An 18,022-nucleotide genomic window follows, 5' to 3' on the forward strand; every position below is an offset into this window, starting at 1 on the left:
GAATGTCAAGCGCTGGCGCGGGCGGTGGGGTGCTCGCCGGGGCGCTGCGGAATGAGGAAGATCAGCGCGAGGATGACGACGGCGAGTGCCGCGGAGGAGAGGGGGCGGCTCATTTCCAGCCCGCCCTTGCCGAGCGGCTTGTCGAGCCAGTCGCCGACGGTCGCGCCGAGCGGGCGGGTGAGAATGAAGGCGGCCCAGAACAGGAAGACGCGGCTGACCTTGGTCGACAAATAGAGGATGGCGAGGGCCGCGAGCCCGGCGCCGAACACCAGCGCTCCGCCGGAGTAGCCGAGGCTCCAACCGCCTTCGCTCAGCGGGTCGGCGCTCCAGTCGCCGAGCGCGGTGCCCAGCGTTTGCGAGAAGGTGATGGTGAGCCAGTAGAAGCTCTCCTCGCGCGGGCTGGAAACGCTGTTGACGTCGACCGTACCGAGCGTCCGCCACCAGACGAACAGCGAGAGCAGGACGCAGGCGAGGAGCAGCAGCGAGCCGCCCGGATAGCCAATGCCGAGCGAGCGGTCGGCGAAGTCGGCGAGCGTGGTGCCGCAGGTGGTGGAGGCGATGATGGTCGCCCAGTAGAGCCACGGGTTGAACTTTCGCGCGCGGATCTGGGCGATGACCAAGGCGACGAGAAACGCGCCGAAGATCGCGGTGCCGATCAGATAGCCGTAGGGAACAGGATGATCGGTGGTCTCACCGAGCCAGGACATTGTCACCGTATCGCCGCCCGTTTCACCGAGCGTGGTGGCGAGGATCTTTATGATCCAAAAGCCGAGCGTGACGGCCGGGACTTTCGATAGAACTTCGCGCCCAGTCATCCCGCGTGCCAATCTCTGCGTGGCGGGCCGGCTACGGCTACGCGGCAATGTCGTAGGGCTGGATCTCGCCGCTTAGGTAGAGATTTCGCGCCTTGGTCCGCGACAGCTTGCCCGAGCTGGTGCGCGGCAAAGTCCGCGGCGGCACCAGCTCGACGACTGGCGTGATCCCGGTGATCGCGCGAACCCGCTCGCGGATCTCATCGCGCAGGCGTCCGCGCTCCTCATTGCCTGACACGCGGCAGTGGACGAGGACGGCGGGCGTCTCTTCGCCGCTCGGGCCGGTGATCGCGAAGGCGGCGATGTCGCCGGACTTGAAGCCGGGCAGCTGCTCGACCGCCCATTCGATGTCCTGCGGCCAGTGGTTGCGCCCATTGATGATGATCATGTCTTTGGCGCGGCCGACGATGAAGATGTAGCCCTTCGACATGTAGCCCATGTCGCCGGTATCCAGCCAACCGTCGTCGCTGAGGCAGGCCTTCGTCGATTCTTCGTCGCGGAAGTAGCTGTGCATGACGCTGAGCCCACGCACATAGACCTTGCCGATACCGCGATCAGGAAGCTCTTCGCCGGCAGGCCCGCGGATCTCGACCTCCATTCCGGTGACCGGCTTTCCGCAATTGACGACCGCGCGATAGCGGCGAGGGCGCTCATCGTCTCCGGGCAGGCCGCCCGACAATTCATTCTCTTCGACCAGCTCGAGGCGGATGCCTTCGCCCGGCGGCATCAGGGATACCGCCAGCGTCGCTTCGGCAAGGCCGTAGCTCGGGCAGAAGGCCGAGGCCTCGAAGCCGGCCGCGTCGAAGCTATCGACGAAGGCTTGCATGACGTCCGGGCGGATCATGTCGGCGCCATTGCCGGCGATCCGCCAGCGCGACAGATCGAAGCGATCTTCGGCCCGCGTCTGCGAGCTCATCCGGCGCGAGCAAATGTCGTAGCCGAAGGTCGGCGAATAGCTGACCGACGTGCCCGGATTGCGCGTGATCATGTCGAGCCAGGCGAGCGGCCGGCGCGCGAAATCCTCGGTCTTCAGATAATCGACCGACATCTGCATCGCGACCGGCGACAGGAAGCAACCGACGAGACCCATGTCGTGATACCATGGCAGCCAGGAGATCACGCGGTCTCCATCTTCGACTTTCAAGCCGATGCCATGGGCACGAAGATTGTCGAGCAATGCGCGATGGGTGACGGCAACGCCGTGCGGGAAGCGCGTCGATCCGCTCGAATATTGAAGATAGGCGATGTCGTCCGGGTCGGCTTTCGGCAGTTCACCGGCGGCGGGCTCGATCTCGGCGAGCGAATCCCAGTCGCGCGACGTCACCTTCGCATTGGCGGCCGCAGCGCTGCAGAATTCGGCGAGCTCCGGCGGAAAGAGGAGCAGGGCCGGATCGCAGCTGTTGAGCTGGACGCCGAGCTGATCGACATAGGCCTCGCGGCCGCCGAAGCTGGTCGGCAGCGGCAGCGGCACCGGCCAAGCGCCGGCGTAAACAGCGCCGAAGAAGCAGATTGCGAATTCGGGGCCGGTCTCCGCAATCAGCGCAATGCGGTCGCCCGGCTTTATGCCAAGGGCGACGAAACGGCGTGCATAATCTAGCGCCGCGTCGCGCAGCTCCGCATAGGGGAAAGCGCGTGTCAGCGTTCCTCGAGCATCATGAAAGTTGAGCCCGCAGCGGCCAGCCGCCGCATAGTCGAGCGCATCGCCAAGCGTCGCGAAATCCGCGAGCCGGCGTGGATGCGTGTCGAAAGTGGCCGTGGCGCCCGGGGGGGCAAGCTCGGTTTCCGTTGAGGCGTTGCGGTCGAGCACGCCGTCCCTTCCATGTTGAATTTCGTTCGTCGTCCGCACCCCTCGACGCGGCAGTTCCTGATGGTCGGGGACTATGGCACAAAAAGGGCGCCATGAAACCGACGAGAACGCGCCGATCCCTAAAGCCGCTTGATGAAGCGGCCTTGAACGAGCTCGCGCTGCGCTATGTCGGGCGGTTCGCGACGACGCGCGCCAAGCTGCGATCCTACCTAGCGCGAAAAATTAGCGAACGCGGTTGGGAGGGGGCGAGCGAGCCGGATTTCACGCAGATCGCCGATCGGTTCGCCGAGCTAGGCTACGTCAACGACGAGGCGTTCGCGCTTGCCAAGTCGCGCTCACTGTCGGCGCGGGGCTATGGGAAACGGCGGCTGCTCGATGCGCTTCACGCGGCGGGCGTGAACGAGGACGAAAGCGTATCGGCTCGCGGTCTCGCCGACGAAGAAGCGGTCGTCGCCGCGCTGCGCTTCGCCAAACGTCGGCGATTCGGGCCGTTCGCGCCGAGTGTGGAGAAACAAACTACAACGCGGGAAAAAGCGCTGGCCGCGATGGTTCGGGCTGGCCACGGATACAGGATTGCCCAAGCAATTTTAGCACTTGACTCCGCAAATGATGCTAACATCGATCAGGTTTTGGAAAAACTGACGTTTAATTGCGCTTAAAGTCGGTTTGCCGACACTCACATCGATGCTAATAAGGCCTCCGTGGCAAACGCTTCCGCAAAGCTCGTAGAACCCTCACCCCAGCCTAAGATGGAACACGAAGACACATCCGCAGCGGAGCTGCCTGCGGTCACCGGCCGGGTGAAATGGTTCGATGCGACCCGTGGTTTCGGGTTCCTCGTCTGCGACGGGATCGAAGGTGACGTGCTGCTCCATTTCAGCGTGCTTCGCGAGCATGGCCGCCGCAGCGTTCCGGAAGGGGCGCTGATCGAGGTCGTGCCGGTGAAGCAGGAACGCGGGCTGCAAGCGAAGCGGGTCATCTCCATCGATCTCAGCGCTGCCTTGCCGCAGCCGCCGCGCTCGTCCATCTCTCCCGCCGAACGATCTGACCGCAAGGCGCTTGCCGATGCGGCCGGTGAGTTTGAGCCGGTGGAGGTCAAATGGTTCAACCGCGTGCGCGGCTACGGTTTCGTGAAGCGGCCCGACGAATCGGGCGGCGAGGATGTGTTCGTCCACATGGAGACGGTCCGCCATGCGCATCTCGGCGACTTGCAGCCGGGACAGCCGCTGGAAGCGCGGATCGCGCCGAGCGGCAAGGGCCTGACGGCCGTCGAGCTCCGGCTCACAAACGACTTCGAAGCTTAGGCGCGCTTGCTGCTGCCGCCCTCGCGGCGTGCAGCCCCCAAGCGCCGGCACAAAATTTCCCAGCAGAAGAACAGGGCCAGACGGGCTTGGCTGAAACCATGCTGACCGTTCATTCGAAGAACGGCGACCACCGCTTCAAGGTCGAAATTGCAGCGACGCCGGAAGAGCAGGAGCGGGGCTTGATGTTCCGCAAGTCGCTGGCCGGCGACTGCGGCATGATCTTCCCGTACCAGCCGGCGCAGTCCGTCGCCTTCTGGATGAAGAACACGCTCATCCCGCTCGATATCATTTTCATCCGTGCCGACGGCACGATCGCGCGGATCAGCAATGCCAAGGCGCTAGACCTGACTCCGGTCCCGTCAGGCGAGCCGATCACCGGCGTTCTCGAAATCCGTGGCGGCCGCGCGGCGGAACTTGGTATCGCCGAGGGCGACAGGGCCGAGTGGCGGCAATAGCTTAGTCTTGCTTCCACCGCTCCGACGCGGCACAGGCACGCACCCATGGGTTTCTGGTCCAAAACATTCACCTGGTGGAACGGCGCGACGTGGGGAACGTCGCTCTTCACGCGGCGCTTCGGCGACGAGGTCGGCAAGGACGATCTCGGCAACGTTTATTATGCCGACAAGAAGAACCCGAATCGCCGCTGGGTGATCTACGACGGATCCAACGACGGCAGCCGCGTTCCGCCTGGCTGGCAGGCGTGGCTCAAGGGCACGATCGAGGACGTTCCGAGCAAGGCGCTTCCGCCAGTCCGCAAGTTTCAGAAGGATCCGACGCCCAACCTGACGGGCACGATGGCAGCGTTCCGGCCTGACGGTGCGCTAGGCTCAGGCAAGATCCGCCCGGCTTCGACCGGCGATTATGAGCCCTGGATCCCGGAATAAGGTGAAGCGCTCCGTCGCATTGTCACTCGCGCTCGCTGCCGCCGCCTGCTCGCGCGGCGGTCAGCAGCAGCAGAATCAAGCGGCGCCGGCTGCGCGCCAGGCGCCGGCGACGGCGGCCGGGCAGGGCGGCGTCACGCCGATGGCGCAGCGCGTCGCAGTGCTCGGCATGCTCAACAAGCGCAACGGTATCGTGAAGGATGTCGCGCTTCGGCCGGGTCAGTCGGTGCGCTGGAAAGACCTGTTGGTGCGGCTACGCGCCTGCGAGACGTCGGCGCCGTGGGAAGAAGAGAAGCTTACCGGCGCATTCGTCCAGGTCGACGTGCAGAAGCCCGACAAGACCTGGAATCGCGTCTTTTCAGGCTGGCTCTACAAGGAATCGCCGTCCCTCAACGTCGTCGAGCACCCGGTCTACGACGTCTGGCCCAAAAGCTGCGAGATGACGTACCCGGCTGGGCCGGCGGCGACTGCCGCGCCGGCAAGTTCCAGCAGCCGGTCGAGCGCGCCGAAATCGGGCGGGCCGTCGACGGCCGGGGCGAAGCCCGCGACGTCTGCGCCTGGAACGCCTGAGACTCCCGCTGCGCCGCCGACCGCACCTAGTGCTGCAGAAAGCAACGCGACGTAAGTGTCGCGCGACACGCTGACCGCGCCCAGCGAGGCGAGATGGTCGGTCATGAATTGACAGTCGAGCAGGGTGAAATTGCCGGTGCGCATTCGCGCTACCAGCCACGCAAGCGCGACCTTCGACGCGTCCGTCGTCCGGCTGAACATGCTTTCGCCGAAGAAGGCTCGCCCGAGCTTAACGCCGTAAAGGCCGCCGACCAACGCATCGCCCTGCCAGACCTCGATCGAATGTGCGTGGCCCGAGCCATGGAGCGCCAGCATCGCGCGTTCCAGTTCGGCGTTGATCCAGGTCTCCTCGCGATCGGCGCAGGCGGTGATGACCGCGGCGAAATCGCGGTCGCGCGTAACGGCGAACTTGTCGGACCTGATGGTGCGGTTGAGCGACCGTGAGACGTGAAAGCGGTCGAGAGGGATGATCGCGCGGTTGCGTGGCTCGACCCAGAACAGCTCGTCCGCCTCGCGGCTGTCGGCCATCGGAAAGATGCCGGTGGCGTAGCCCTGAAGCAAAAGGCGGGGATCGAGGCGACTCATCGCAGTCCAATATCGTGGCGGTAAGGCGCGGATGGAACCTCCTGTTGACCTTGAGGGTGGTCAACGGCAGTTTGTTGCGGCCTGTACATGAGTGAGCGCCAGTGCGGCGTTCTAAAGAACCTGTTCTAGCTTATTCACGAGACTGCCCACGAACTAACTAGTCACAGGGGGTCGGCATCATGGCTGAAGACTGGCTGTCAGACGTTCAGAAATATGATCCGGATGCTGACCCGGACGTCGTGGCGGGCATCGTCCGCTATTGCGGCATTGCCCTGCGCAAGCGCGATTCCGCGCTGGTGTCCTTCTCGAGCGATGACGAGGTCGCGCGAGTGCGCAACAACTTCCTCAAAAAGAAGCTCGGGCTCGAGCAACCGGATGATGAGCTGAACGTCGCGATCAATGCCGTTGGCGAGCGGATGAATGGCGACAACAGCAAGAACCGTGTGACGGTTTACTACCTGCTCTCGCAGGCCTTCGACCGCCACGATGCCTTCCGCAAGGCGCCGCGAGCCAAGGCCGCGCCGAAGGGCGACGATGTCGTTGCTGCCGCACCAGCTGCGGAGCCTTCGGCGCCTGAGGCGCCTGCGACGCAAGTTGAGGATGCGCCGAGTGAGGCTCCATCGATTTCGGATACGAGCAGCAGCCCCGCCTTTGCGGCAGACGCTCCCCGGACCGTGCCGCCGGAACCGGTTGCCCCGACGTCGTTCGGCCGGAAGGTCAGCAATGGCGTTCCTCCGCCTCCCCCCAATCCAATCCGCTCAACGCTTGCCGAAACTTCATCGGTGCCACTGGTCGAGGAGGAAAAGAGCGGTGGGTTCAGATGGTGGCCGTGGCTGATCCTCGTGGTCGTCGCAATTGCTGCCTTCCTGTGGTGGCAAAACCGCTAGAGTATTTCGCGCACCGTTTCCTGCGGACGGCAGAGGCGAACGCCCTTCTCGGTCTCGACGAGCGGGCGATTGATTAGGATCGGGTGCTTGATCATCGCGTCGAGCACTTCATCGTCGCTGACGTCGGGCCGGTTCAGCCCGAGCTCCTCCGCCAGCGGCTCCTTGGCGCGCAGGCCTTCGCGGGGGGTAATGCCGGCGCGGTCGTATAGGCGGACTAGTTCGTCCCGGGTCGGCGGAATCTTCATATATTCGCGAATCCACACGTCGAAGCCCCCGTCGCGCAAGATTTCGAGCGTCTTGCGAGACGTTCCACACATCGGATTGTGATAAATTGTTGCTTTCATGAACCGAGTTGTTCCTGACAGTGATTCAACAGGTTAAACATACATTTAACGCGAGTTTCGCGCATTCTGAGGACGTTGTTGTCGCGGTTGCGGAACGATGCGCCCAGATCGTCGTTCCAGCCCCCGTAACATGCCCGCCGTCTGCGGAAGCGATGGCGCACGGCGTGTTCCGGCAGCTCAACTGAACGGGAGACAGAGCGATGCATAAATCAGTCCTTACCCTCACCCTCGCAACGACCATGACCCTCGGCGCATGCGCAAGCAACCCGCGCGTGGCGCAGGATGCCGCCATCGGCGCGGCCGGCGGCGCCGCAGTGGGCGCGGTGGTTCCGGGCGTGAGCGTGATTCAAGGTGCCGCTGTTGGCGCCGCGATCGGCGGTCTCGCCGGCGCTGTGTGGGCCGACAACAACAACGACGGATACGTCGACGGCTACATTCAGAACGGCCAATATTACACCGGTACCCCGTCGGGCTACGATCCGGGCACGCGCAGCGTTCTCGGCAGCGCGGCGACCGGCGCTCTCGGCGGTGCAGCGCTCGGCGCAGCCGCCGGCGCGCTCATCCCGGGCGTCAGCGTCCTTCAGGGCGCGGTGATCGGTGCGGCTGTCGGCGGTCTCGCCGGCGCAGTCTGGGCCGATCGCAACAATGACGGCCAGGTGGACGGATACGTCTACAACGGGCAATACTATCAGGGCGCGCCGGCTGGTGCGGCCCCGGCCCCGATGGCCTCGCCGCCACCCACCCGCAGCGGTGAACGCGGCTAAACTTGGTCCCGTCAAAGTGGTATTTTGACGGTACCCTTCGGACGGAGAACAAGTGATCAGTTCGCGTAGACAGTGCACCGGCTTCGCGCCGGTGCACTTTACTTTCAAGGCAGCGGCGGCTGCGGCAGGCCTGGTGCTCGCCGCGGCGCCGCTTTCTGCTGCCCACGCCGCACCGGCGCCAACCGTCGCCAAGGCAGCGCCAGTGCGCCTTGGGCAAAGCGTGGATGATTTCTATCGCCTGCGCCAAGGCGCGCCGCTGTGGCTCGCGACCAAAGCGGGTGACGCAGCCGACCAGCTTATCTCGCTGCTAAGCTCCGCGAGCCTCGATGGGCTCGACCCCGAAAAATACCATGTCGCCGGGCTGCAGCATGCGGTTGAACTCGCGCGTGCGGGGAAGCCGAAGGACGTTGCCTCTGCCGACCGCATGCTCTCCGAAGCATTCGTCGCTTACGTCAACGACACGCGCCGTGATCCTGGGCTTGGCATTCTGTACGTCGATCCTTCGCTGAAGCCGGTACCGCCATCAGCGCTTGCCGCACTGATCGGTGCATCGAATGCGCCGTCGCTGAGCGGCTATCTTCGCCAGCTCGGCTGGATGAACCCGATTTACGGCGAGCTCCGCCAGGCGCTGTCGAACCACACGTTCGCAAGCGACAAGGAGCGGCAGCTTCTTACCGTGAACCTAGAACGCGCCCGCACGCTTCCAGCCGGCAAGCAGCGCTACATCCTGGTCAACGCGGCGCAGCAGCGGCTCTACACATATGAAGACGGCAAGCAGGCCGACTCCATGGTCGTGGTTGTCGGCAAGCCGAAATATCCGACGCCGATGATGACCGCCTACGTGCGGTTCGCCAGCCTCAACCCTTATTGGTTTGTTCCGCCCGATCTCGCCGCCGAGCGCATTGCGCCGAAGGTCGTGAAGCAGGGCATGAAATATCTCGACGACCTGGGCTATCAGGTGCTGTCCGACTGGACCGCCGACGCGCAGATCATCGACCCCAAGACAGTCGACTGGAAGGCCGTGGCGGCGGGCAAGGCCGAAGTGCTGATGCGCCAGTTGCCGGGTCCCCACAATTCGATGGGCCGCATGAAGTTCATGTTCCCCAACGAGGCGGGCGTGTACCTGCACGACAATCCGGAACGCGAGCTCTTCACCGAGGCGTCGCGGCTCTACAGCGGCGGTTGCGTGCGGCTCGAGGATGCGGCGCGGCTAGGCCGTTGGCTGTTCGGCCGCGACCTCGACTGGGAAAGCGCGAGCACCGAGGAAATGGTGCCGCTGAAGAACCCGGTGCCGGTCTACATCACCTACCTCACCGCCATGCCGGCATCGGACGGCTCGTCGATCGCTTATTTCGACGACGTCTACGGGCGCGATGCGGCGCGGCTTGCGAAGTCGCAGTCGGATGCGGGTGCGGTGATCAGCGTCAGCCGCTGATCAGAGGCTCCACGTCGCGACATATTGCAGCTGATAGGGGATCGGGCGTCTCTGGTCGTCGAGTGCCGGCCGAAAGCGCAGGCGCTGGACGATGAGCGGGCATAATCCCTGATCGACGTAGGGGTCGCCGCTCGATCGCACGATGCGGCAGTTGGTCGGAACGCCGGTCGGTTCGATCCTGAGCGAGACCATGGCGCCGCCGCGCGGCAGCCGGTCCGCGCCTATCAGCCTATAATCGCCACGCCCGAGGTTCCGGAGCAGTGCCGGCGGCGTGTAGCGGGAGAAATCCGCTGCACCGCCTCCACCGGGGCCATTGCCGCTTCCGCCCGCGCCAGTGCCGGTGCCGGCGACTGCGGCGCCCGAATTCGGCGCGCTGCCGATGCCCGCGACTTTGGCGGCTGGGATGGGCGAGGGCAGCGGCAATCTTGGCTGCGGCGCCACGATCGGCGCGGCCTCCGCTTTCTTCGCGGGCGCGCCGGCGGGCCTCTTCGCCGGTTGCTGCCTTGGCGCCGGAGGCGGCGGCTGCACCGGTGGCGGGGGAGGCTCTCGGACGTCGATGGTCGTGAACTGCTCGACCACCTTGCTCACGATCCGGACATTGAGGCCGCTGACGATGATCGCCGCGAGCGCGACATGGACGGCGACGACGGCCGCGATGGCCCTTGCCTGGTCCGGCCGGTCGGCTGTTCCACGATAACTCGACATGCTTGTCTGCGTCACCGATAACCTGGGTTGCGCCACAAGGTTTAGCACTGCCCCGTCGCCGCCGGGTACCGGCGTGCCGAAGCTGAACGTCAATTAATGGAACAGCGCAACGTCGCACATCGTTCCGGGTTCGGTAACGGATGGAGAATGAGGGATGAAGAGTCTGATTGCACTTGGCGCTGCGGCGCTCGTCGCGACGGTTGCTCCCGCGCCGGCTCAAGCTCGTGAGGGCTGCGGCCGCGACTTTCACCGTACGCCGAACGGCATGTGCCGCGCGAACAAGGGTACGCACGCTCGCTATATGGAAGGTCGTTATTACGCCGGCCAGGGATATTGGTACCGTAACGGCTGGTACCATCGACGGCACCGTCACAACGGGATCTGGATCTATTCCCGCTAAGGCCTGGCAGCAGTGGCTATTCCGCGTTGCGGGCTAGCCACTGCTCCAACCATTTGATCGTGTAATTCCCGGCGAGGAACTCGGGATCACGCACCAGTTTCTGGTGCAGCGGAATGGTCGTCTTCATGCCCTCCACCACAAATTCCTCGAGTGCGCGCTTCAGGCGGCGGATACAGCTGTCGCGGTTGGAGCCGTAGACGATCAGCTTTCCGATCATGCTGTCGTAATAGGGCGGCACCCGATAGCCGGTGTAGAGCCCGCTATCGACGCGCACGTGCATGCCGCCGGGCGCGACATAATTCTTCACCAGGCCCGGCGAAGGCGCGAAGGTCTCGGGATCCTCGGCATTGATGCGGCATTCGATCGCGTGGCCGTGGAGATGGACCTGGTCCTGCGTGCAGGAGAGGCCTTCGCCCGAGGCGACGCGGATCTGCTCGCGCACGAGGTCGATGCCGCTGATCATCTCCGTCACCGGATGCTCGACCTGCAGCCGGGTGTTCATCTCGATGAAGTAGAACTCCCCGTTCTCAAAGAGGAACTCGATGGTGCCGGCGCCGCGATAGCCCATCTCGGCCATCGCCTTGCGGACGATTTCGCCCATGCGCTCGCGTTCGCCCGGCGTGATGACGGGGGAGGGCGCTTCTTCGAGCACCTTCTGGTGGCGGCGCTGCAGCGAACAGTCGCGCTCGCCGAGGTGAATCGCTTCGCCGTTGCCGTCGCCGAACACCTGGAATTCAATGTGGCGCGGGTCGGCGAGATATTTCTCCATGTAGACCGTGTCGTCGCCGAATGCGGAGCGCGCTTCGGAAGCGGCTTGGCTCATCAGGCTCTCGAGCTGGTCTTCGTCAGGCACGACCTTCATGCCGCGACCGCCGCCGCCCGAGGCGGCCTTGATCAGGACGGGATAGCCGATGTCGGCGGCAAGCTCCTTCGCCTGCGCGACGCTCTCGATCGCACCGGCGGAGCCCGGCACAAGCGGCAGGCCGAGCTTGGCGGCGGTCCGCTTTGCCTCGATCTTGTCGCCCATCGTCCGGATATGCTCGGGCTTCGGGCCGACCCAAATGATGTTGTGGCTTTCGACGATCTCCGCGAATTGCGCGTTCTCGGACAGGAATCCGTAGCCTGGGTGGATGGCGTCGGCGTGCACGATCTCGGCGGCCGAAATGATGTTCGGAATGTTGAGATAGGATTCGGTCGCCGGCGGCGGGCCGATGCAGACGGTCTCGTCGGCAAGGCGCACGTGCATGGCGTCGGAATCGGCGGTCGAGTGAACGGCCACCGTCTTGATGCCCATTTCGTGGCAGGCGCGATGAATGCGCAGCGCGATCTCGCCCCGGTTGGCGATCAGCAGCTTCTGGATTTTCATACTGGTCGCGGCCTTAGCCGATGATGACGAGGGGCTGGTCGAACTCGACCGGCTGGCCGTCGCTGATCATGATTTTCTTGATGACCCCACCGGTGGGCGCGGTGATCGGGTTCATCACCTTCATCGCTTCGACGATGAGCAATGTGTCGCCTTCCTTCACGTTATCGCCGACCTCCACAAAAGGCTTCGCGCCCGGTTCCGGAGAAAGGAATGCGGTGCCGACCATCGGCGACTTCACGTTCTCGCCGGAAACGTCGTCGGATCCTACCGCCGATGCGCCTAGATCTTCCTTGGCGTGCGCTGGCGGGCCGGTGAGCGCAGGCGCGGCAATCATCGGCGCGGCGGTATGCGCGGCGGCCGAGATGATCTTCGCGGGCTCGCGCTTGACCTTGATGCGGCGGTCGCCGTCCTCGACTTCGATCTCAGTCAGCTCGTTGCTGTCGAGGAGCTCGGCGAGTTCGCGGACCAGCGATGGGTCGATGCGCATCGCGCTCTTGTCGCCGGAGCCAGAGGGATCCTTCGGTGAAACCATTTTACTTCCCATGTTTGCGTGCGGCGTGCTCTGTCAGACGAAGCGCTCCGCGTCCACCCTGAACCGGCTTGGCGAGGGCTGGCGGCGCTCCTATGGGCCACAGTCATGAGCCTCGATGGAAGCCTTGGAATCCGCGTCAACGGTGAGCACCGCCGGGTGATGGGGCCGCTGAGCGTCGCCGAAATGCTGAACGAGCTCGGGCTCGATCCCTTGCGCGTGGCGGTCGAGCGTAACCTGGAGATCGTGCCGCGCGGGACGCTCGACAGCGTTTGCGTCGAGGACGGCGACGACTTTGAAATCGTGCATTTCGTTGGAGGCGGTTGAGTGACGGCGCAGCGTGACATCAAGGCGGACACGTGGACCGTTGCCGGGCGCACCTTCACGTCGCGGCTGATCGTCGGGACCGGCAAGTACAAGAGCCTCGAGGAGAATGCGGCGGCGGTCGAGGCGTCCGGCGCGGAGATCGTCACGGTCGCGGTGCGGCGGGTGAATATCTCCGATCCAACGCAGCCGATGCTGACCGATTTCATCGACCCCAAGAAGACGACATATCTGCCCAATACAGCAGGCTGTTTCACTGCCGAGGATGCGATCCGAACGCTACGCCTGGCGCGGGAGGCGGGCGGCTGGAACCTCGTGAAGCTCGAAGTGCTGGGCGAAGCGAAGACGCTATATCCGAACATGCGCGAGACGCTGCGCGCGACGGAAGTGCTCGTGAAGGAGGGCTTCGAGCCGATGGTCTATTGTGTCGACGATCCGATTGCCGCGAAGCAGCTCGAGGAAGCGGGCGCGGTGGCGATCATGCCGCTCGGCGCGCCGATCGGCTCGGGCCTTGGCATCCAGAACCGCGTGACGATCCGGCTGATCGTCGAGGGCGCAAACGTGCCGGTGCTGGTCGATGCAGGCGTCGGCACTGCGAGCGATGCGGCGCAGGCCATGGAGCTTGGGTGCGACGGCGTGCTGATGAACACCGCCATCGCCGAGGCGAAGAACCCGGTGCTCATGGCGCAAGCGATGAAGGCAGCGGTGGAGGCGGGGCGCCTCGCCTATCTGTCGGGCCGGATGCAGAAGCGGCGTTACGCAGACCCGTCCAGCCCGCTGGCAGGGCTTATTTAGTCGCCGTCACCAGATGCGCGGAAAGGTGTGAGTCAAGCCGGCCGTCCCGCTCAAGGCTGCGAAGCGCCTCGGCTACGGCAACAATGGCCGAATCCAATCCTTCGCCGTCGCGCGCCTCGACTTCACTCCTCAACGGACTGCCCGCGACCAAGCCGGTTGCTGCGTCGTTCGCCGAAACCGCCCGGCTCTCGAGCCGCACCGTTTCGCACGTAAGCGTTTCGAAACCCGCCAGCCGCATGTCGCGCTCGATCGTCGGAATGTCGGTATAACCAAAAGGCGTGCGCGTGAGGAATGTCGGCGGATCGTCGGGGTAGAGGCCGGCCACCGTTTCATGCGCGATTCGCGAAGCGGGGTTCTGGTCCAGCCGGTCCCAGATCAGGGCGAAATAATGGCCGCCGTCGCGAAGGACCCGGCGTGCCTCCGCATTGCCCTTCACGCGGTCGGGATAGAACATGATTCCGAACTGGCTGACGACGAGGTCGAAACTGTCGCTGTCGAACGGCAAGTGAAGCGCGTCGGCGGCTGAGAAGCTGACCTTGTCCGAGCTGACGCGCTGCGCCGCGACCTCAAGCATCGCAGGATTAAGATCGGTGGCGACGATTTCCGCATGAGGCAGCGCCTGGTGCAGGGCTTGGGTGACGATGCCCGTTCCGGCAGCGACCTCTAGAATGCGCTTGGGCTTCTGCGCGGCGGCGCGGCGCGCGACTTCGGCCGCATATGGCTCGAACAGCAAGGGCCCGAGATAGCGGTCGTAAAGGCCAGGAATCGATCCGGCAAAGACGATGTCGGTCGCGGTCATTAAACGTGCCCCCCGGTTAGGCTTTAATCCGACTAACAGGAAAATGACAAACCTGGATCAAGTTCGCGAGGCGATGGTCGAGCGGCAGCAGCGTCGGCGGGGCATCGTCGAGCCGCATATTCTCGACGCATTCCGGCAGGTTCCGCGCGAGCAGTTCGTCAGCGCGGCGAACGAGCATCTCGCCTATGGCGATCATCCGCTACCGATCGAAGCGGGGCAGGCGACCTCCCAGCCGTATATCGTCGCGCTGATGATCCAGGCAGGGGGCATTGCACCGAGCCAGAGAGTGTTCGAGGTGGGTGCCGGGTCCGGATACGCCGCCGCCCTCATTAGCCGGGTCGCCGCCAGGGTCGTCGGCATCGAGCGACAGCATGAATTGGTCGAGGTGGCGCGCGAGCGGATGAGCGGCTCGGCTATTCGAATGTCGAGATCGTCGAGGGCGACGGCACGCGGAGCTGGCCCGAACGGGCGCCCTATGACGCGATCCTTGCCGCGGCGAGCGGAAGTCATGTGCCAATGACCCTTGTCAATCAGCTCGCGCCCGGCGGCACGATCGTCATGCCGGTCGGCAGTCCGAGCGGCGTGCAGAGGCTCATCAAGGTCGTGAAAGCTCCCGACGGAAGCGTGAAGCAGTCCGACTTGTGCGCCGTTCGCTTCATTCCGCTTATCGGCGAGGAAGGCTGGAGCGTTTCGTCGGGCTAATCCACCGGCCCGGCACGAAGGGGTGGAGTCGGCGACCGACCGACCTATTGGGGTCCTCGCCTGCGGAAAAATTCCCGTTCAAGGCATCCATGACAGCCAATTCTGTGCCGATTCGACACGGATCATGGTTAACAGAACCCTAAAGCCTGTGGATAAGCTGTGGATCATTCACTGGGGATGCCTCCGAAATCGTCCGGATCACGACTTTTCTAAGCTTTAGTTGACGTCATGACGCCATTCATCGCCATGAGCGCACGGCCAGTCGATAAACGTCAAACCGCGGCTTCCGTAACACACTCGATCGTCGTCTTCTCCGTGGCGGGGCAAGAACAGAAACTAAACAGCTGTTCGAACTTCGGTGGGAGGAAGAGCGTTGGGAAACATTCAGGGCATCGTTGGAAGTTTCGATGAACCTATGGACGAACTGATTTCTTATGTTTCATCGCAACCGGGCCAGAGCAGGCTTGCTTCGAAGCGAGATTATCCTTGGAGAAGACTTGCTTACGATAGGACGTTGTCATGTCCTGACCTTGCGCGAGCGATTAATGACTTCCTGAGTTCTGGCATTGAATTTGTCTCGAACGACGACATGCCTGTTCAGTTGTGTGCTTGAACAGAATCCCAATGCGTAACGGACCTCCAATCAAGGAATAATAATCCCGTTCCAGTCGTTGTTCTTGCACGGTTGTTGGTAGCGAACATGGTGCAGCTGTCGTGGACGACTGGATTTTAGATGACGAGTATGGGGCGGCCGCTCATTATCTTGAGCCGCATCAGGTCAAGGCCGCGGCCGCGCCCCACGTCCCGATCGACAAGCTCGCTTCGGGCAACTTCAAGGATCTCGAAAGGCTAATCGAGCAGCTCGGCAAGCCGCCGATTTTCGAGCTTGGAAAGCCTGCGCCCGACGACAAATTCATGCCGCGAAGCCGCATCGGCGGCTGTCCGGCGGCGCACAATCGCGCGCTGCTTGGCGAGGACGATTAAGCCCTCGCCTTTTCGCGCAGCTTCGTGATGGTTGTCGCGTTGCTGATTTGCTCGACGTCAGTGCGGCAATGAAGGACGCGAGTGCCCTTCTGACCTAGGGCCCGGTCCAGCGCGGGAGCGAACTGATCGGTGCTCTCGATCGTTTCGGCCCAGGCCCCGTAGGCGCGCGCCAATGCGGCAAAGTCCGGATTCTGGAGCTGTGTTGCCGAAATGCGCGAAGGATATTCGCGCTCCTGGTGCATGCGAATGGTGCCGTAGCTGCCGTTGTCGACCAGCACGAGGAGCAGGTCGGCGCGATATTGCGCGGCCGTCGCCAGCTCTTGCCCGTTCATCAGAAAGTCCCCGTCTCCGGCGACGCACACGACCGGCCGATCCTTGAAGCGGATGGCTGCGGCTACAGCGGCTGGAAGGCCGTAGCCCATTGTGCCGCTGGTCGGCGCAAGCTGCGTCGGCATCGGGCCATAGCGCCAGTAGCGGTGCCACCAGCCGGAGAAATTGCCAGCGCCGTTGCAGACGATTGTGTTCTCCGGAAGCTTTTCGCGCATCGCCGCGACGCATGGACCGAGGTCTAGCTTCACGTCGTCTCGCGGCTTGGGCTCCGACCAGTCGAGCCAGTCCTTGTGCGCGTCTTCGCCGCATGAGAAGCGAACAAGGTCGGGATCGATCCAGCCGTCGATCATCTCCGCAAATTCGCCCATGTCGGCGCAGATCGGCAGGTCGGCATGATAGACGCGCCCGAGCTCGTTCGGGTCGGGATGGACGTGGACGAGCGTCTGGCCAGGGTGGTCGGGCGTGATGAGCGAATAGCCGTCAGTGGTAGCCTCGCCGAGGCGCGTTCCCACGGCGATGACGAGGTCGGCGTCGCGGACGCGCTGCTGCAACTTGGGGTTGGGCCCGTAACCGAGCTGACCGGCATAAACCTGGCACGTGTTGCAGATGGCGTCCTGCCGCCGGAACGCGGCGGCAACGGGAATGCCGTAGCGGAATGCGAAGTTCGCGAAATGGTGCGACGCGCGGGGGCTCCAGTCCGCACCGCCGACGATGGCGATCGGCGACGCGGCTTCCTTGAGCAATTCAAACGCCGCCTGGACCGCGCCGGGATCGGGTTCCTCGGCCACCGGCGGGACGCGCGGGCGATCGAGCGCCTCGACCTCGTCGCGCAGCATGTCTTCGGGGAGGGCAAGCACGATGGGGCCAGGACGGCCCGCGGTCGCGACGCGATAGGCGCGCGCGACATACTCGGGGATGCGGCGCGCGTCCTCGATCCGCGCGGCCCATTTGGCAATCGGCCCAAAGAAGGCAGGGAAGTCGATCTCCTGGAACCCCTCGCGGTCGCGGTCGCCACGCGCGACGTCGCCGATGAACAGGATCATCGGTGTCGAATCCTGGAAGGCGACGTGGACGCCGGCGCTGGCATTGGTTGCACCCGGACCGCGTGTGACGAAGGCAATGCCCGGACGGCCGGTCATTTTTCCGTCGGCATCGGCCATGTAAGCGACGCCGCCCTCCTGCCGGCAAACGATCGTGTCGATTTCCGGCGTGTCGTAAAGCGCGTCGAGTACGGCGAGAAAGCTCTCGCCCGGGACAGTGAAGATGCGATCGCAGCCCTGGATGCGGAGCTGGTCGACGAGGATGCGGCCACCTGTGCGCTTGGTCATGGGCGCGCTCTAAGCGGCTGGCGGCGGGCAGGCAAACTCGCTAGGCGGCGCGGCCATGATCACCGTCACCATCACTTATCCGAACGTCGAGGGTGCGACCTTCGACTGGGGCTATTACCAGCGCGTGCACCTGCCGATGGTGGGTCAGAAACTGTCGCCGTTCGGCCTCACCATGGCCAGCGTCTTTCGCGGAGTCGACACGGCCGGCGGCGGGAAGCCGCAATTCATCGCCATGTGCCTGCTGACATTTGCCGATGAGCAGTCAGGCCGCAACGCGATGGAGTCCGAAGGCGCCGGCGAGCTCGGCAAGGACGTCGCCAAGTTCACGAACATCCAGCCCGTGGTGCAGTTCAACAAGCCGATCGATTGAG

Annotated in this window: 21 protein-coding genes and 2 pseudogenes; 14 read left to right on the top strand and 9 right to left on the bottom strand. The window is 64.1% G+C overall.

The genetic code is table 11. The features are described 5' to 3' along the window. Positions 1-5: 5 nt before the first annotated feature. Positions 6-815, bottom strand: coding sequence for a COG4705 family protein (locus ABD704_RS13235; RefSeq protein ID WP_344700160.1), 810 nt, complete (start codon positions 813-815; stop codon positions 6-8). Positions 816-852: 37 nt separating this feature from the next. After that, entirely contained in the window at positions 853-2,619 is a 1,767-nt protein-coding gene (locus ABD704_RS13240; RefSeq protein ID WP_344700161.1) for a fatty acyl-AMP ligase, read from the bottom strand. A gap of 143 nt (positions 2,620-2,762) precedes the next feature. On the opposite strand from ABD704_RS13240, the gene ABD704_RS13245 reads away from it, so the two are divergent. The 5 genes and pseudogenes from ABD704_RS13245 to ABD704_RS13265 form a co-directional block, all read left to right on the top strand. Next, positions 2,763-3,278 carry a regulatory protein RecX gene (locus ABD704_RS13245; RefSeq protein WP_344700162.1) on the top strand — a complete coding sequence of 172 codons (516 nt, stop codon included), beginning with the start codon at positions 2,763-2,765 and terminating at the stop codon, positions 3,276-3,278. 90 nt (positions 3,279-3,368) lie between these two features. Continuing rightward, positions 3,369-3,923, top strand: a complete 555-nt coding sequence (locus ABD704_RS13250; RefSeq protein WP_344700164.1) for a cold-shock protein — start codon at positions 3,369-3,371, stop codon at positions 3,921-3,923. 86 nt (positions 3,924-4,009) lie between these two features. Then, complete coding sequence (locus ABD704_RS13255) at positions 4,010-4,378, top strand: DUF192 domain-containing protein (RefSeq protein WP_344700166.1); 369 nt, start codon at positions 4,010-4,012, stop codon at positions 4,376-4,378. 45 nt (positions 4,379-4,423) lie between these two features. After that, the gene (locus ABD704_RS13260) at positions 4,424-4,807 is read left to right on the top strand and encodes an NADH:ubiquinone oxidoreductase subunit NDUFA12 (RefSeq protein ID WP_344700167.1); all 384 of its coding nucleotides are present in this window, start codon (positions 4,424-4,426) and stop codon (positions 4,805-4,807) included. A gap of 166 nt (positions 4,808-4,973) precedes the next feature. After that, positions 4,974-5,180 (top strand): annotated as a pseudogene (locus tag ABD704_RS13265) (DUF2155 domain-containing protein); the annotation flags it as partial. A 35-nt stretch (positions 5,181-5,215) separates the two neighbouring features. Here the strand turns inward: ABD704_RS13265 and aat are convergent. Continuing rightward, positions 5,216-5,959 carry a leucyl/phenylalanyl-tRNA--protein transferase gene (gene aat, locus ABD704_RS13270; protein ID WP_344700168.1) on the bottom strand — a complete coding sequence of 248 codons (744 nt, stop codon included), beginning with the start codon at positions 5,957-5,959 and terminating at the stop codon, positions 5,216-5,218. 179 nt (positions 5,960-6,138) lie between these two features. Here aat and ABD704_RS13275 point away from each other — a divergent pair, with 179 nt between their 5' ends. Next, positions 6,139-6,846 carry a DUF2853 family protein gene (locus tag ABD704_RS13275; RefSeq protein WP_344700169.1) on the top strand — a complete coding sequence of 236 codons (708 nt, stop codon included), beginning with the start codon at positions 6,139-6,141 and terminating at the stop codon, positions 6,844-6,846. Here the strand turns inward: ABD704_RS13275 and arsC are convergent. Then, positions 6,843-7,190, bottom strand: a complete 348-nt coding sequence (gene arsC / locus ABD704_RS13280) for an arsenate reductase (glutaredoxin) (RefSeq protein ID WP_344700170.1) — start codon at positions 7,188-7,190, stop codon at positions 6,843-6,845. The two genes, ABD704_RS13275 and arsC, sit on opposite strands and share 4 nt — an antisense overlap. A gap of 200 nt (positions 7,191-7,390) precedes the next feature. Here arsC and ABD704_RS13285 point away from each other — a divergent pair, with 200 nt between their 5' ends. Beyond that, positions 7,391-7,954, top strand: coding sequence for a glycine zipper domain-containing protein (locus tag ABD704_RS13285; RefSeq protein WP_344700171.1), 564 nt, complete (start codon positions 7,391-7,393; stop codon positions 7,952-7,954). 52 nt (positions 7,955-8,006) lie between these two features. Then, positions 8,007-9,389: a L,D-transpeptidase family protein gene (locus ABD704_RS13290; RefSeq protein ID WP_344700172.1), complete on the top strand. Its 1,383-nt coding sequence runs from the start codon at positions 8,007-8,009 to the stop codon at positions 9,387-9,389. On the opposite strand, the gene ABD704_RS13295 is transcribed toward ABD704_RS13290, so the two are convergent. Next, positions 9,390-10,094, bottom strand: a complete 705-nt coding sequence (locus ABD704_RS13295) for an energy transducer TonB family protein (RefSeq protein WP_344700173.1) — start codon at positions 10,092-10,094, stop codon at positions 9,390-9,392. It abuts the gene before it with no gap. A 154-nt stretch (positions 10,095-10,248) separates the two neighbouring features. On the opposite strand from ABD704_RS13295, the gene ABD704_RS13300 reads away from it, so the two are divergent. Then, positions 10,249-10,494, top strand: coding sequence for a GCG_CRPN prefix-to-repeats domain-containing protein (locus tag ABD704_RS13300; RefSeq protein ID WP_344700174.1), 246 nt, complete (start codon positions 10,249-10,251; stop codon positions 10,492-10,494). Positions 10,495-10,510: 16 nt separating this feature from the next. Here the strand turns inward: ABD704_RS13300 and accC are convergent, their stop codons facing one another. Together accC and accB are read right to left on the bottom strand one after the other, a co-directional pair. Beyond that, positions 10,511-11,860 (bottom strand): acetyl-CoA carboxylase biotin carboxylase subunit, encoded by a 1,350-nt coding sequence (gene accC / locus ABD704_RS13305; protein ID WP_344700175.1) that lies wholly within the window; start codon positions 11,858-11,860, stop codon positions 10,511-10,513. Positions 11,861-11,873: 13 nt separating this feature from the next. Beyond that, on the bottom strand, positions 11,874-12,392 hold the full coding sequence (gene accB, locus ABD704_RS13310) for an acetyl-CoA carboxylase biotin carboxyl carrier protein (RefSeq protein ID WP_344700176.1): 519 nt from the start codon (positions 12,390-12,392) through the stop codon (positions 11,874-11,876). A gap of 105 nt (positions 12,393-12,497) precedes the next feature. Here accB and thiS point away from each other — a divergent pair, with 105 nt between their 5' ends. After that, positions 12,498-12,716, top strand: a complete 219-nt coding sequence (gene thiS, locus ABD704_RS13315) for a sulfur carrier protein ThiS (protein ID WP_344700177.1) — start codon at positions 12,498-12,500, stop codon at positions 12,714-12,716. Further along, positions 12,717-13,508, top strand: a complete 792-nt coding sequence (locus tag ABD704_RS13320; protein WP_344700178.1) for a bifunctional sulfur carrier protein/thiazole synthase protein — start codon at positions 12,717-12,719, stop codon at positions 13,506-13,508. Here the strand turns inward: ABD704_RS13320 and ABD704_RS13325 are convergent. Then, positions 13,501-14,307: a class I SAM-dependent methyltransferase gene (locus ABD704_RS13325; protein WP_344700179.1), complete on the bottom strand. Its 807-nt coding sequence runs from the start codon at positions 14,305-14,307 to the stop codon at positions 13,501-13,503. The genes ABD704_RS13320 and ABD704_RS13325 overlap by 8 nt on opposite strands. 73 nt (positions 14,308-14,380) lie before the next feature. On the opposite strand from ABD704_RS13325, the pseudogene ABD704_RS13330 reads away from it, so the two are divergent. Next, positions 14,381-15,009, top strand: a pseudogene (locus tag ABD704_RS13330) (protein-L-isoaspartate(D-aspartate) O-methyltransferase). Between the two features lie 714 nt (positions 15,010-15,723). Further along, positions 15,724-15,993 (top strand): hypothetical protein, encoded by a 270-nt coding sequence (locus ABD704_RS13335; protein WP_344700180.1) that lies wholly within the window; start codon positions 15,724-15,726, stop codon positions 15,991-15,993. Here ABD704_RS13335 and ABD704_RS13340 read toward each other — a convergent pair. Further along, positions 15,990-17,651: a thiamine pyrophosphate-binding protein gene (locus ABD704_RS13340; RefSeq protein ID WP_344700181.1), complete on the bottom strand. Its 1,662-nt coding sequence runs from the start codon at positions 17,649-17,651 to the stop codon at positions 15,990-15,992. The genes ABD704_RS13335 and ABD704_RS13340 overlap by 4 nt on opposite strands. Positions 17,652-17,706: 55 nt before the next feature. Here ABD704_RS13340 and ABD704_RS13345 point away from each other — a divergent pair, with 55 nt between their 5' ends. After that, entirely contained in the window at positions 17,707-18,021 is a 315-nt protein-coding gene (locus tag ABD704_RS13345; protein WP_344700182.1) for an EthD family reductase, read from the top strand. The last annotated feature ends 1 nt before the right edge of the window (position 18,022 follow it).

It is taken from the genome of Sphingomonas limnosediminicola (assembly GCF_039537965.1).
Lineage (GTDB): Bacteria > Pseudomonadota > Alphaproteobacteria > Sphingomonadales > Sphingomonadaceae > Sphingomicrobium > Sphingomicrobium limnosediminicola.

Excerpts from the sequence above, each read along its gene's own strand:
- ABD704_RS13235 (WP_344700160.1), bottom strand. The coding sequence starts at position 815 with ATGACTGGGCGCGAAGTTCTATCGAAAGTCCCGGCCGTCACGCTCGGC.
- ABD704_RS13250 (WP_344700164.1), top strand. The coding sequence starts at position 3,369 with ATGGAACACGAAGACACATCCGCAGCGGAGCTGCCTGCGGTCACCGGC.
- ABD704_RS13260 (WP_344700167.1), top strand. The coding sequence starts at position 4,424 with ATGGGTTTCTGGTCCAAAACATTCACCTGGTGGAACGGCGCGACGTGG.
- aat (WP_344700168.1), bottom strand. The coding sequence starts at position 5,959 with ATGAGTCGCCTCGATCCCCGCCTTTTGCTTCAGGGCTACGCCACCGGC.
- ABD704_RS13275 (WP_344700169.1), top strand. The coding sequence starts at position 6,139 with ATGGCTGAAGACTGGCTGTCAGACGTTCAGAAATATGATCCGGATGCT.
- arsC (WP_344700170.1), bottom strand. The coding sequence starts at position 7,190 with ATGAAAGCAACAATTTATCACAATCCGATGTGTGGAACGTCTCGCAAG.
- ABD704_RS13285 (WP_344700171.1), top strand. The coding sequence starts at position 7,391 with ATGCATAAATCAGTCCTTACCCTCACCCTCGCAACGACCATGACCCTC.
- ABD704_RS13295 (WP_344700173.1), bottom strand. The coding sequence starts at position 10,094 with ATGTCGAGTTATCGTGGAACAGCCGACCGGCCGGACCAGGCAAGGGCC.
- ABD704_RS13300 (WP_344700174.1), top strand. The coding sequence starts at position 10,249 with ATGAAGAGTCTGATTGCACTTGGCGCTGCGGCGCTCGTCGCGACGGTT.
- accC (WP_344700175.1), bottom strand. The coding sequence starts at position 11,860 with ATGAAAATCCAGAAGCTGCTGATCGCCAACCGGGGCGAGATCGCGCTG.
- accB (WP_344700176.1), bottom strand. The coding sequence starts at position 12,392 with ATGGTTTCACCGAAGGATCCCTCTGGCTCCGGCGACAAGAGCGCGATG.
- thiS (WP_344700177.1), top strand. The coding sequence starts at position 12,498 with ATGAGCCTCGATGGAAGCCTTGGAATCCGCGTCAACGGTGAGCACCGC.
- ABD704_RS13325 (WP_344700179.1), bottom strand. The coding sequence starts at position 14,307 with ATGACCGCGACCGACATCGTCTTTGCCGGATCGATTCCTGGCCTTTAC.
- ABD704_RS13340 (WP_344700181.1), bottom strand. The coding sequence starts at position 17,651 with ATGACCAAGCGCACAGGTGGCCGCATCCTCGTCGACCAGCTCCGCATC.
- ABD704_RS13345 (WP_344700182.1), top strand. The coding sequence starts at position 17,707 with ATGATCACCGTCACCATCACTTATCCGAACGTCGAGGGTGCGACCTTC.